Consider the following 11,822-nt stretch of genomic DNA (forward strand, 5'->3'; position numbering starts at 1 on the left):
TTTTTATACTATCGCAGTATTGTCTAAATGGGGATGGGAATAAGGTCAAGATCACCGTATCCTCGAAACCACAAACGCTCAAAATCAAGCCGACTACAGTCAACTGAGATTTCTGTTGTGAAGGGCCTAAGATAGGTCGCGGCATCGAAGCCCTTGAAGCCTATTTCTGCCGCCTTCATGGCCTTGAATACTTTGCAGACGGCCGATACAAAAATGGGCATTAGATTCAGATAGATTTGGTCGTTTGGATAACGATCTTCGGACGCACGGTTGCGTATTTTAGCGAGGTTTAACTGGCTATTGATGACTCTAAACTGCTCGATAGCTTTCTCCGGCTTGTTCGACCTCTTGGCGATGTATGGTGACGCGAGAGATGGATCGATACGTGCATCCAAATCGTCCAAACGGATATAGTGGGACATCGGAAGGCGCCCTCCATGAACGGTAGGATGACTGGCAAGGAGAAAGGACGCACCAAGCCAATTTTTTCCTCCACTTTCAAGGTGCAGGCGCCAATTTAAACTGTAGAAAAGCGGGTGATCACGATGATGAATTGCATTCCGCACCAAGATTAATAACGCTGTATCTCCATAATCAAAATATTTGAATACGTCCTTTGAGACGTCATAGAGAGTGTGGAAGGCTTCCAGTTTCATCTCGAATAGCCGATCAATATTGTTTATTGCCTCCTCCGGATCTATTTTAAATAGATGCGCATATTTCAAATGCGCCTCACTATAAATACGCATAGCGTTCGCCAATTTGCTTATCGCTTCTTCAATGAGGTTTTTATTCATAAATTTTTCGTCTCATATAATTTTAATGGTTGGTATTTTTGTTTTTTCTACATTCATATATTACAGAATTTTATATGCGTTCCGTGTTGTTTTACGCCTTTTTGGTGTAGGCTCAGGAAAACTGCGACCGTATCTGCGCATTATTCTTCGGAATTCCCGTCTTTGCAATAAATTTTGCCACGTTCCGTACAGTCCCAACCATTATTAGAAAAATGGAGCATGCCGCACATGCGCACGGCATCAACAGTAGTCATCACGCAAAAGGCGATGCGGCAAACTCAATCTCGACGAAACAAACTGAATACAGACATTCGTGATACGAAGCCGACCAGTCAGTTTCGTGTCGCTTCAGAAGAGCTAGTAGTGTGGGTAAGGAGTGATCAATGTTGGAGATTGCGCCGCCCCAACGACAAGCCTGGCCGCATGCAGTGACTTTGTCCTGAACTAAATCAAGCTGTCTCGAAATGACGACGACCGACAACCAAACTCCGGAATATATCCATTAAAAAGTTCTGGCTTCCATGATTTCGTTGATGTTGGTGGTATAACGCTGCGACAGCATACTTTGCCGGGGCGTCCACTTATTCTGTAGCCCTGCACTTAACAGGCTCATGGTACCTTTGCCAAAACGCTGGTTGACTGCGTCCATGGCCTTAGTGGCCTGCTGAGTGCGCTCATTGCCTGTGGCAAACAGAGTATTCTGCCGATTGGTCGGGGCCAGATCGTTAAAACTCACCCCAGCCTTGGCATAGCGATACCCGTTTTTCCACATGACTTTTAATAAGCGGGTCGCATGTGCCACCAGGGCAAAAGTGTCATTGGTCGGTTCGCAGGTTATTGAAACCTGAGGCGCATACCACCCGTCCTGTCGTTTGTGCGGATTAGTCTGGATGAAAACAGCAATATGCGCTGTGTCCAACTTCTCTGCCCGCAGTTTCTCAGCTGCTCGGGAGGTGAACGCCGTTATGGCTGCGCGCATGTCGTCGTAGTCTGTGACGGGTTGCCCGAACGAACGAGAGCAGGTCATGCCTTTCCTCTGTTCGACAATTTCAGAAAGGGCCATGCAACTTTCACCACGGAGTTCGGCCTGTAAACGCACTCCCGTAATCATCATGAGCTTGCGGACCAGCGTTTCATCTGCGTCAACAAACTGCTGGATGGTGCGGATGCCGGCCGCCTCAAGACGGGGCACCAGCCGTCGGCCGATACCCCAGACCTCACTGACAGGCAGATTGCGGTAGTATCTGTGTCTTAAGGCCTGGTCACTGAGATCACACAGCCCTTCCAGTTCTGGACGGTCCTTGGCAATATAGTTGGCCAGTTTCGCAATGGCTTTTGTTGGCCCCCACCCCACACACGTTGGTATCTTGGTGATTTGTTCGACTGAGGCCCGGATCTGTTCGCAGCGATGTTCCATGTTTCCATGCAATCCGCCCAGATCAAGAAACATCTCATCAATCGAATAAGCTTCTACGCGTGGCACATGGCCCAAAAGAACCTCATAAACGCGGCGAGACATGTCAGCATAGAGAGCGTAGTTGCTGGAATACCATGCGACATCGACCAGCTTTGGCGTATTTTTGAGCAGATGCCATGCATCGCCCATTTTAATACCAAGGTCTTTGGCTTCCCGTGTTCTGGCTATTGCGCATCCATCATTGTTACTGAGAACGACAACTGGCTTATGTTTCAGGCTTGGCTCAAAAGCACGCTGGCAGGAGCAGTAAAAGGCGTTGCAGTCGATGAGCCCGTACATATCTCAGACTTCGGTCCGGACCAGGCCTGTGACGTTCCCCCAGATCTCCACGTCTCGCATGGGGTCAACATGAAGGGGCTGCTGGGCATCATTGCCCGACACCAGAAACCATTTGCCATTGCGGTTTTGGAGTTCGGCCAGAATGACCTGCCCACCGGCGCAGGCGATGACCAGAGACCCAGAGACGGGATCACCCGCCGTGTCAGCAATCAGGATGTCTCCGCTCAGGACGCCCCGTGCCACAAAGGAGAGTCCCTGTACACGCACCGGGTATCGGCTTGGTTTGCGCAAGGAGAGAATCTCTGAAAGATCAATCGGTCCTTCGATTGAATCTGCGGCCGGGCTTGCAAAGCCTGTTGTCCTGTCGCCTGCATACTGCCGAGCCATGCTCCACCTCCCTACAGATAAGAACATAAAGAGAACGATATTGAGGCCCATGTCAAGTGTTTTGGGAATGCCAATTTCTAGGGTATTGGTCTTTCCATGGTTATTGGCGGTGAGAAGTTTTTATGTCCCCTTTGATCGCTCTTTGTGTTCCGTATAACCGACGCCAGGAGGCACAGGCAGGAGGTGCCGTTTTTGATGGGACCGAAAAATGCTGGAAAGCTTCGCGTGATAATCTGACGGCTTTATTGCCGTTTGTCCCTTATCGCTTCAGGCCGGACAGGAAGCCACCTTATCTTCGACCATGGATGGTGCCGCAGGCGTTATGGGGCCGTAACCTGCGCGCCTTGTTGGCCAAGGACGATTGGGACCGTATCCGTAAGGATGCGTATGCCCGTTCTGGGTCGCGCTGTCGTGTGTGTGGTGGTCGTGGCCCCAAGTGGCCGGTAGAGGCCGATGAAGGCTGGCAATACGACGACACTACACGGGTACAGACCCTGAAGGGCGTCATTTCCTTATGCCCCGACTGCCATGCTGTTCGGCACTGGGGCAAGACCATGAGCTCCGGCCGGCAGAATGAAGCATTGGCGTGGATGTGCGAGGTGAACGGCTGGACACGCGCTGAAGCCCAAAGGTGCGCCGATGATGCCATGGATCAGTGGCATGATCGTAGCCGTTTTCAGGACTGGAAATGTGATATCAACTGGGCAATTAAAACATATGGCGTCACGCCGATAGAGGAAGGTGACGCCATTGCTCAGGAACGCAATCAGTCATTCGTTCAGAAAGCGCGGGAACAGTATGGTTCACTGGGAAACCATAATAGTTTTATTAACCATTTATTCCATGAGAGCTAGATCGCGCTGATGATCATGGTTGCTTAAGGACTAGAAACGGTAATCTGGTTTAGTGCCTGAGACACCATATTGCGTGCGGCTGCTTCTTGCGCCCCAGCACGTATTTCGAAATTGACGAGAGTTTCATAGAGGGTCTTGTCCACATCTGGACTGATCATGACGACCCCGGGCCTCTGGTTGACTGGCAGTGGGGCAGGCCGGTTACGAAAGAGACACGCGAAGGGTAGGTATGGTGGTAAGGGAAGCGGCTTCCCAAACAGAGAAAGCATGTCTTCTCGTGGTTGGGCATTCTCTCCTGCAATTTTGGCCAGTCGATTATAAATCTCACCTAAACCGCCGTTGAGAGCTGGCAGGTTCGTCGTGTCCACCAGGTCATCCCCGTGACATAAATGATCGAGTATCCCTTGATGATCACTGCTGGAGTGCGAGCCAGTGTTTGTGACGTTGTATCGGCTTGAGGTGTTCATCACCAATGGCGTATAGATCCTGTTAGTGCCTGATGGCTTGACGCCAGCATAAAACAGGCGCGTGTAAATTCTCTTTCCTCGAAAGAGAATAATCGCCTGCCCCTGACGCAGACTTTGAATATCACTCCAGGAGATGCGTTTGACCTCTCGGATATCAGCCCTCAACTGATCATCATAGACGCCAGCGATTGGTGCGTTATCGTAGCCAGAGAGCACGCTGACCTGCATGGTGCCACCGGCCTGTTCGACCCATTCTTTGGTCGGCCCAGGATCTTCAATATTTTCGAATATCTTGAGTTTTGGGTTGCCCAGCAGGGGGGCTGCATCGTCTTTACCGAGGGTCGCATATAGCGAACCCACCTCCTGAAAGGAGAGAAACATGCTCATGTTGAGTTCTCTGGCCTGCGCCAGCATCACGTTGACGTCTTTTGTGGCGAAATAATTGAACTCATCATAAATCTGGAGATAGGGCGTTTTCGCCGATGACGGGCGGTTTGTTACCAGGTCCTCGTAATCGCCTTCGATGGAAGCCCCCAGAGCGGCAGCCATGGCGTACCGCTGTGCGGTAATGAAAGTCTTTCCGATGGCGGCATTTGTACTGCGGTCGTTTTCAAGAGAAGGCAGCAGAACAATCAGATTGCGGCGATTGTACTGGACATCGGTTAAATCAACATCAGGCACTTCACAATTGAAGATATGGCCATAGGTCGTCGTCATCATGGTGAAGGTTTTTGCGAACCCACCGACGACATAAGAATGCTGCTCGCGCACCTTATCCTGATTGGCCGCATCACCTTTGGCGGCTGAGTATCCCCCGGTTTCTTCAACATAGGCCCGAACGGGCTGGAGCATAGCTTCAGGGAAATGCTCTGGCAGCGGGATGGACCGAATTTTTTGGTGCCTGAAATCGAAGTAAGAAAATCGACGGTGACGGTTTTCCGTCTCCTGCGTCTTCACCAGATCAATGAGGCTTTGGATGTTGGAAAAATTGGCGCGGATGGTGGCGGCCGTGATGGGTATGCCTGCATGATCTCTCATCCAGACAAAAATCTGTGAGACGCTGCCAAATAACGCTTCCGCCCTATCTCTGAAATGGGCGGAATTCCCTCCTCCTTTTTCTTCGGGGAGAAAAAGTGTGCGCAGGAGTTCTGCCATACCCTCAGCATTGACTGATGAGAAGGGATTCCACGTGTTGGTTTTGCGGTCTCCACTGGAAACGAGGAAGTTGATGACCCGCATGTTGGCCTCCACGCCCCATTTTCTCTGCAAGGCCTGCAGTGAGAAAACAAGATTGTTGGAGGCTTTCCCGTCAATAATGGTGAAGCCCGTTCCTTGGGCCAGAGCACTACATAACAGGCTATAGATGAACTGGGTTTTCCCAGACCCTGTAGCCCCGGGTAGCAAGCCGTGCATTGTCAGATCGCCACCCGCAACCCAGACCTGCTGACCGGTATTTTCGTCCCAGCCAAGAAGCCAGTCCCCTTCTGCCTTGCCAGGCATTTCCGCACCGGGGCGTTTGGGGTTGGGGACTGGATTGCCGTAGTCTTTACGCGATGAGCACGCAGGAATGCGCAACGGCATAATAGTCGGCCGGCTGAGCACATAGCCAGTGTAGGCCAGCGAAATTGGCAGCAGAAGAGGTGTCAGGGCGGGCATGGTAAAGGCAAGAGCTGCAAATGTGAGCGGCCCGGCCGCTGAAATTTCAGAGGTAAGGGCCTCCTGAAATTGCGTACCGAGCGTTCTGGTGTCCCGATAGGCAATGCCGCCCCGTTGTTCGTGGTGGTCTTGCGGTCCGTCTATACGACGGCGGATCATGGCCATGGGTTTAATTCAATCCAAATGCCGAGTTGGGGTTGTCCTGTGGTGTGGGTTGGATGGGCTGTGGCCGTGCCATATCAGTAGGAGCGCGTGGCATGTCACGAGTATTGTATTTTGGAAGGTCTGGACGGAGGATCTGAGCGGACGGTGCTGACGGGGTTTCACGACCGGATAACAGATGTCGTCCTCCCCAGAAAGCAAAGGCGGCAACAATCACAAGGGGTACAATTTGTCTGGCATAACGCGTGGCTATGCTTCCATTCCTCTTGTTGCCTGCAGACGCGTGTAATGTCTGAGGGGGAACGGATAAGGCCTGCTCTGCTGGATGATCCGAGCTGAGAATCACCACTCCTTCAGAGCCGGAGTGGATGGTGATGGGACGATCCTGAGGTGAAAGATAGATAAGCATCGCGGGCTCCTGTGATGATGATGGAATCATCATGACGGAACCACTTGTGAATACGGCATAGGACACACTTTACGCGCGTATGCTTCCATTGCTTCAATAGTGACTGCACCCTCCTGATCCACCAGTTGCTGGAAAACATGGTCCACACAGAGCACAATGATACAGATCGGCGCATAGTGAACGGCATTGAGAACATGCCCGCAGAGGGCATCTTCTTCATAATCAATGCTCAGACCAAAGTTTGTCGGACCGGATGCGGATGTCCATTGCTCTTCTGCCATACGAACGATAACCGGCAGGAGTGCATCAGGGGCGAGTAGGCGGCGCAGTGTCCACGCGTCCTGTTTTTGTCCAACGACAATCCGATAGGAGCGCATGGTGAATAAGGCTGATAGAGCATCTATCAGGCGTTCAAGATTGATCATGCAAATCTTCTTTTTTTCCATGCTGGCAACCTTGGTCTCCGGGATCCTGCGAAGAGGACACGGGCCATGCGGTAAGCAACAGGCAGGGTGAGCCCAAACCAGGCCATACATCCGAATATGAGGATGCTGATGACGGCGAGAATGAAAGTCCATTCCCGCATGTGGCCCAGCCAGATCACCATTGGTATGAGGGATCGACAGTCCAGAATGAAGAGATGAACGGGTTCTGAGGAGTAACGCCACATGGTTACATCTCCACATCTCTGGCTTTACGGGCGACTTCTTCGGTGATGCGCTTCTCGTTGAGAGCCTGAGTGATGGACTGGAGATACGTCTGCCCATGATCTTCAACGGCTTCACGGGTCAGGGAAGGCCATCTGTTCCGGGGCGCATCGAGTAATTTGTTACGAAACGCACGGGTGACGGGCAAAAATTCCCTGATTGGTGTGCGGGTGCCATCCGCAGAAGGTAGGAGACGTTGATTGACGATAAGCCGCACATTCTCGACAAACGCGATTGTCAGGCTATCCCGCTGATCTGCTGGGCATAACGCTTCAATCCGGCGGATTGTGGAAGGAGGGTCGAATGTATGGACAGAGGAGATCAGGCGATGACCTGAAATCATGGCCTGAATGGCGGCTTCCATCGTCTCAGGGTCTCGGCATTCTCCGACAACGATGTCCGTGGGCTCCTGTCGCATGGCGGCACGGATGAATTCGGCAAAAGATTTGATCTGACGCGGAACTTCACTTTGGCTGATGGTGGCGTTTTTACGTTCTACCAGATCATAAAGAATTTCCAGAGGTGCTGAGCCTTCCACGATATTGCAGTGGCAGTCAGGATTTTCCAGCCGATCTCGATTGATACCGCCAATGAGGGTTGTTTTACCGCTCCCTGTGGCACCACATATTAAGTATCCACCATTATCGCCTTCCAACGCCTCACGGAGCCTGGGTTCGATGTTCTGTTCGCTCAGGGGGCGAGGATTAGATGCCAGTGGGCGGATCGTCATGTTGATGCCGCGTTCAGCACCGATGGTCGCGGCAACCGCGTTAATTCTGAATGGATAACGGGGTTTCGTTTTGTCGGGCCAAATTGTGTAAGACAGATCGACGGTTCCGCCTTGTGTCAGCACACTGGTAGCGGTCTCGCTGCCATACATCTGACGTAGAGCGTGTTGAACCCAATGGTTTCCCAGACGATCTTCCGTCACTTCTGAGTTCCGACCGTGGACACGAATTTCCACGGGTTGGTCTGTCTGGATCTGGATGCGTGAGGCTCCAAGGTCCGCGCAGTGAATCAAAAGCGCATTCAGGTCTATGTCTATAGGCAGTTTATCCATTGGATTTACTCCGGCTGTGCATTGGACCAGCGTCTGTCAGCTCAACGATACGTTTGTGCAGGCGCAGCAAACGCTTCGGTATATCCAGTTCTGCGGAGGCTTTATGACCGTTCCAGAGTAAATGGATATAGTGTTGGACAGGCTCACGCAGAGACGCCGGAGCCTGCGAAATATCGTAGCCATAGAATGTTTCGGAGCGCGTGACGTGATCAAGTTGTCGCAGGGTGGTTGTCATGTCGCTGTCGAGTTGGCTGTCCCGCAGGAGATAGCGTTTGAGGACCCATACTCGCAGATCACTGGCTGCACTTCTGGCGGCCAGAAAATAAACGCAAAGCGTCTGGTCATCAGTTCGCATGACGTGTGTTTGCCTCGGTCGTCATCAGGGTTGTGAGGGTTCGCTCAAGTTGAGGGGCCGGACAGGGTGTCCCTGACAGACATTCTGCCCGCCAGTGTTCCATGACGCCTTCGGCCTCTGTGCAGCTGGTGGTGACGATGGCATGAAGAGGGCGCCCGGGCATGGGATAGGGCAGGGCGCACAGAATGAGCCACAGATCTCGATCAACCAGTTGGACAATTGAGAACAGGCTAGGATTTACAACACCAGCTTTGCGTCTCGCCTCCTGAAGGAGAGACATGAGTGCGGGACGAACGTAAGCATGTCTGGCTGCAATTTCGATGCCGACTGTCCAGTTGCCCGCCTCATAGAGGGATTGCATTTGCTGGCTAAATTTTTTGTCCAATTGAATGAAATGGCGGATTTCTCCCTTTTTCCATTGCCCGGATAATGCGGCGGACAGTTTTTCGAGCAGTGTCTGTGCCTGATCCTTCTGTCTTGCGTGATACAGGCTGAATGTCATGAAGAGACAGAGTTCAACCCCAGAGAGGCGGGCCGGACCTTCCCAGACTCTTCCCAGCTGCTGGCTCAAAGCATCATAGGCGAGACGGATGGTCTGAGGCTCATCGACAGAACCGGGCGCGTAGCGGAGCAACCACTCGTCTGGGGTGAGGGGAGGATCCATAGGTAGTAATGGCTTCCCGGCGGGCTGGGGTGGAGAGAGTTTCGGGTTTCCGCCGACCCATGCCTGACCGATGGGATGAATAGCGGCCAGCATCCTTGTCATATCATTAAGACCAAACCGATGACGGTAGATGGCACGCGGTGCCTTGACGGCGCAGAGGAAACCCAGAACAGCGAAAAGAGCCAAAGCCGGAAGCAGAATGATCCGACCTGTTATGGTATTCAGGTCCCACAGTGTTTGTGCGGACACTTTATCTGGCTTCGCATGTGTAAGGCTGTTCAGTATGTGGTCGTACTGATGCGTGAAGAGGGAGACTACATGGAGTTCCATGCCAGCGAATGTCAGTAGAACGGTCGCAATCTGTGCATGGAACTCATACCAGAGCAGTAAGCATAGGCACGCGATGACCAGGATGACCCCGATAATCGCCAGAAGCACGTGGTCAGGATCTGTGTCCCGGCCTGTGGATTGGCGTGCACCACTCATGGTGTTTCCTCCCCGGCATGCCAGTGAGCCCGGTTGGCGTCCAGTCCAGGTTGGGAGCGAATACGGATTTCCGTATCATCGACACGCAGCTGGTCATGGCCACCTTGTGTATCGCGATGCAGGAAGGCGACTTCAGGCGGTTCAACTTTCCCCGCTTTCAGTAAGACCCGGTAACGGGCCATACCGATAAGATCACGCTGAAGACGTCCAAGATCATCAAGGAACACTTCTACGGCCTGTCGTTCTCCCGCGGCCCAGCCCCGGGCGACAGCTTCGCGCCATATCTCGACTTCATGGCGTGTGCGGGGCCGTTGTGCATCTATCGGCGGATCTGGGGGTGATACGGATCTGACCAGCCATGTTCGCCATTGCGGCGGCAAGGAAACGAGCTGCGCCTGTCGGGTGATCCGATACACCTGACGGGTCTCGCGTGCTGTTTGTCCACTGTCATCCAGAGCGAATGCCATCTGTGCCTCGGTGACGACTGGAGGACGGATGAGCGTTTGTCCATTGCCTGCTGGCAGAACGACTGTCCGGAAATCGAATTCCCGATCCAGCACCGCTTCATAACGACGCAGCATATCATTGATGGCAAATGATCGGGCGGCCAGTCCTCCCTGTGCTCCATAAGCCCATGCAGCCTGTTTGATAGCTTCATCCCGCCCGTTACTGCTTTCCACGTGGGGTGAATACCCAGGGCGGACGGCCATGAGAGATTCCAGAGAAGGTGGTCTTGTGATGTCGGTCAGGCCCGGTTGTTCTGATGATCCTCCAATGGGGTTATCGAGGGGGTTTGCTGCGCCCATGTGCTGCTCTGGGACAGCGGGGACAGGAAGAGGAATGGGTTGGACTTGTTGAGCACGGAGCGTTCCAATCGGATTGGATAATGCGACAGAGGCCAGAAGAAGCGAGATTTTACGCATGGCGGTAAACCCGGATTGAATGGTGGAGAATGTCGATATCGACTTCCATGTCGGGGTTCCCTGCGGCGGCCAGTTGATTCAACAACTCCCCAGCCGTTGAGCTTGCCTGATGGATAGAGACAATGGGGCTGTCAGGTATCGGTTTAGACAGGACGTTGTATCCGACCGTGCGGGCGATTTGTCTGACGCCCTCGTCAAGCGACCCTGTCCAATCCCATCGCAATGGCCTGTTCATCTCAGAAGGAAGAACAGAACCTGGGCGCTGCATTGGAAATCGAACCTGTCCTAACGTGTCCATCCGCCCGAGCAGGTTGGACATTTCGAGCGAAACAGCTTGATGATGCGCGTCAGGTACTGGTTTGTGCTGGCAGGCTCCCAGAAAGAGAGCGCCTGTCAGTAATATGGCCGTAGCGTGAGAAGGTATTGTCATACCTCCATAATCAGCCATTTGGTTGTGAATGCGGCAGGCTGATGACGTGCTTCCAGACCTTGAGCTGGTAAGCCTGATTATATTCTGGCGTGCGTGAGTTATAATTCCCTACACGCTGCCAGAATTCCTTAGGGTGTTGTGGGGTTTCGCTTCCCAGTTCGCGCGCGAGTATCCACGCGCCGATATGGACGTTCAGACATCCATCGTTGACGATCTGATCGCGGGTTATCCCCTTATTTGCCAGTTCAGGTAAGTGGGACGAGTTAATCTGGGCCGGGCCCATATCATATGTACCGTTGTGGTTGCGGACAGTTTGGCCAACGCGACCACCTTCTGTAGCGAGGATGCCCAGAAAGAGCGGAACAGAAATCCGATACTGATTGGCCGCGTCTATGGCGCATGAGCGCAGGCTTCCTGATAGGTGATCCTGCTGCAATGGTGGGCTGGTAAAGTCTGGCGTTTTGGAAGGGGTCTCTTCCTTTTTGTGTTGCGCGACATATGATAGAATCCATGCGCCTGCGGCAATGTTGGTGCAAACGTCGTTGCGGATCATATCCTGTCGGAAACCAGCTTTTTCAAGTATAGGTAGCCAGCCTTCCTGAATGCCCATAAGACCAATATCATTGGAGTGTTCTTTATGTATAATTCTTATAAGCACCTCATCGGATAGGTGATAGAAATTGGCGATCTCATGAAGGCACACTGGTGG

14 protein-coding genes are annotated in these 11,822 nt (G+C 52.6%); 1 reads left to right on the plus strand and 13 read right to left on the minus strand.

Features of this window, described 5'->3' with window-relative positions; genetic code table 11:
• Positions 1 to 23: 23 nt before the first annotated feature.
• The 3 genes from ABF979_RS09750 to ABF979_RS09760 form a co-directional block, all read right to left on the minus strand.
• Positions 24 to 797 carry a hypothetical protein gene (locus ABF979_RS09750; protein ID WP_415559467.1) on the minus strand — a complete coding sequence of 258 codons (774 nt, stop codon included), beginning with the start codon at positions 795 to 797 and terminating at the stop codon, positions 24 to 26.
• A 502-nt stretch (positions 798 to 1,299) separates the two neighbouring features.
• On the minus strand, positions 1,300 to 2,553 hold the full coding sequence (locus ABF979_RS09755) for a Y-family DNA polymerase (protein ID WP_415559468.1): 1,254 nt from the start codon (positions 2,551 to 2,553) through the stop codon (positions 1,300 to 1,302).
• Positions 2,554 to 2,556: 3 nt separating this feature from the next.
• Positions 2,557 to 2,940, minus strand: a complete 384-nt coding sequence (locus tag ABF979_RS09760; protein ID WP_415559470.1) for a LexA family protein — start codon at positions 2,938 to 2,940, stop codon at positions 2,557 to 2,559.
• A gap of 122 nt (positions 2,941 to 3,062) precedes the next feature.
• Between ABF979_RS09760 and ABF979_RS09765 the strand changes: the two genes are divergently transcribed.
• The gene (locus tag ABF979_RS09765; protein WP_415559472.1) at positions 3,063 to 3,794 is read left to right on the plus strand and encodes a hypothetical protein; all 732 of its coding nucleotides are present in this window, start codon (positions 3,063 to 3,065) and stop codon (positions 3,792 to 3,794) included.
• A 23-nt stretch (positions 3,795 to 3,817) separates the two neighbouring features.
• Here the strand turns inward: ABF979_RS09765 and ABF979_RS09770 are convergent, their stop codons facing one another.
• Genes ABF979_RS09770 through ABF979_RS09815 form a run of 10 tightly spaced genes read right to left on the minus strand, consistent with a single transcriptional unit; the run spans position 3,818 to position 11,723 of the window.
• Positions 3,818 to 6,082 carry a type IV secretory system conjugative DNA transfer family protein gene (locus tag ABF979_RS09770; protein WP_415559473.1) on the minus strand — a complete coding sequence of 755 codons (2,265 nt, stop codon included), beginning with the start codon at positions 6,080 to 6,082 and terminating at the stop codon, positions 3,818 to 3,820.
• Positions 6,083 to 6,086: 4 nt separating this feature from the next.
• Positions 6,087 to 6,488 carry a hypothetical protein gene (locus tag ABF979_RS09775; protein WP_415559475.1) on the minus strand — a complete coding sequence of 134 codons (402 nt, stop codon included), beginning with the start codon at positions 6,486 to 6,488 and terminating at the stop codon, positions 6,087 to 6,089.
• A 29-nt stretch (positions 6,489 to 6,517) separates the two neighbouring features.
• On the minus strand, positions 6,518 to 6,913 hold the full coding sequence (locus ABF979_RS09780; protein WP_415559477.1) for a hypothetical protein: 396 nt from the start codon (positions 6,911 to 6,913) through the stop codon (positions 6,518 to 6,520).
• Positions 6,910 to 7,158 carry an IcmT/TraK family protein gene (icmT, locus tag ABF979_RS09785; RefSeq protein ID WP_212346514.1) on the minus strand — a complete coding sequence of 83 codons (249 nt, stop codon included), beginning with the start codon at positions 7,156 to 7,158 and terminating at the stop codon, positions 6,910 to 6,912. The genes ABF979_RS09780 and icmT overlap by 4 nt, the downstream gene beginning before the upstream one ends.
• A gap of 2 nt (positions 7,159 to 7,160) precedes the next feature.
• Positions 7,161 to 8,255 (minus strand): type IV pilus twitching motility protein PilT, encoded by a 1,095-nt coding sequence (locus ABF979_RS09790; RefSeq protein ID WP_275177845.1) that lies wholly within the window; start codon positions 8,253 to 8,255, stop codon positions 7,161 to 7,163.
• Entirely contained in the window at positions 8,248 to 8,610 is a 363-nt protein-coding gene (locus ABF979_RS09795) for a hypothetical protein (RefSeq protein WP_253518829.1), read from the minus strand. Before ABF979_RS09795 ends, ABF979_RS09790 begins: the two co-directional genes overlap by 8 nt.
• Entirely contained in the window at positions 8,600 to 9,760 is a 1,161-nt protein-coding gene (locus tag ABF979_RS09800; RefSeq protein WP_275177846.1) for a hypothetical protein, read from the minus strand. The genes ABF979_RS09795 and ABF979_RS09800 overlap by 11 nt, the downstream gene beginning before the upstream one ends.
• Entirely contained in the window at positions 9,757 to 10,683 is a 927-nt protein-coding gene (locus tag ABF979_RS09805) for a type IV secretion system DotC family protein (RefSeq protein WP_415559480.1), read from the minus strand. Before ABF979_RS09805 ends, ABF979_RS09800 begins: the two co-directional genes overlap by 4 nt.
• Positions 10,676 to 11,113: a DotD/TraH family lipoprotein gene (locus ABF979_RS09810; protein WP_212346471.1), complete on the minus strand. Its 438-nt coding sequence runs from the start codon at positions 11,111 to 11,113 to the stop codon at positions 10,676 to 10,678. The genes ABF979_RS09805 and ABF979_RS09810 overlap by 8 nt, the downstream gene beginning before the upstream one ends.
• A 10-nt stretch (positions 11,114 to 11,123) precedes the next feature.
• Positions 11,124 to 11,723 carry a transglycosylase SLT domain-containing protein gene (locus ABF979_RS09815; RefSeq protein WP_415559482.1) on the minus strand — a complete coding sequence of 200 codons (600 nt, stop codon included), beginning with the start codon at positions 11,721 to 11,723 and terminating at the stop codon, positions 11,124 to 11,126.
• Positions 11,724 to 11,822 lie beyond the last annotated feature (99 nt).

The organism is Gluconobacter sp., assembly GCF_047723935.1.
GTDB lineage: Bacteria > Pseudomonadota > Alphaproteobacteria > Acetobacterales > Acetobacteraceae > Gluconobacter.

Coding starts and splice junctions, on each gene's coding strand:
- ABF979_RS09750 (WP_415559467.1), bottom strand. CDS start 797: ATGAATAAAAACCTCATTGAAGAAGCGATAAGCAAATTGGCGAACGCT.
- ABF979_RS09755 (WP_415559468.1), bottom strand. CDS start 2,553: ATGTACGGGCTCATCGACTGCAACGCCTTTTACTGCTCCTGCCAGCGT.
- ABF979_RS09760 (WP_415559470.1), bottom strand. CDS start 2,940: ATGGCTCGGCAGTATGCAGGCGACAGGACAACAGGCTTTGCAAGCCCG.
- ABF979_RS09765 (WP_415559472.1), top strand. CDS start 3,063: ATGTCCCCTTTGATCGCTCTTTGTGTTCCGTATAACCGACGCCAGGAG.
- ABF979_RS09770 (WP_415559473.1), bottom strand. CDS start 6,082: ATGGCCATGATCCGCCGTCGTATAGACGGACCGCAAGACCACCACGAA.
- ABF979_RS09775 (WP_415559475.1), bottom strand. CDS start 6,488: ATGCTTATCTATCTTTCACCTCAGGATCGTCCCATCACCATCCACTCC.
- ABF979_RS09780 (WP_415559477.1), bottom strand. CDS start 6,913: ATGATCAATCTTGAACGCCTGATAGATGCTCTATCAGCCTTATTCACC.
- icmT (WP_212346514.1), bottom strand. CDS start 7,158: ATGTGGCGTTACTCCTCAGAACCCGTTCATCTCTTCATTCTGGACTGT.
- ABF979_RS09790 (WP_275177845.1), bottom strand. CDS start 8,255: ATGGATAAACTGCCTATAGACATAGACCTGAATGCGCTTTTGATTCAC.
- ABF979_RS09795 (WP_253518829.1), bottom strand. CDS start 8,610: ATGCGAACTGATGACCAGACGCTTTGCGTTTATTTTCTGGCCGCCAGA.
- ABF979_RS09800 (WP_275177846.1), bottom strand. CDS start 9,760: ATGAGTGGTGCACGCCAATCCACAGGCCGGGACACAGATCCTGACCAC.
- ABF979_RS09805 (WP_415559480.1), bottom strand. CDS start 10,683: ATGCGTAAAATCTCGCTTCTTCTGGCCTCTGTCGCATTATCCAATCCG.
- ABF979_RS09810 (WP_212346471.1), bottom strand. CDS start 11,113: ATGACAATACCTTCTCACGCTACGGCCATATTACTGACAGGCGCTCTC.
- ABF979_RS09815 (WP_415559482.1), bottom strand. CDS start 11,723: ATGGGCATTCAGGAAGGCTGGCTACCTATACTTGAAAAAGCTGGTTTC.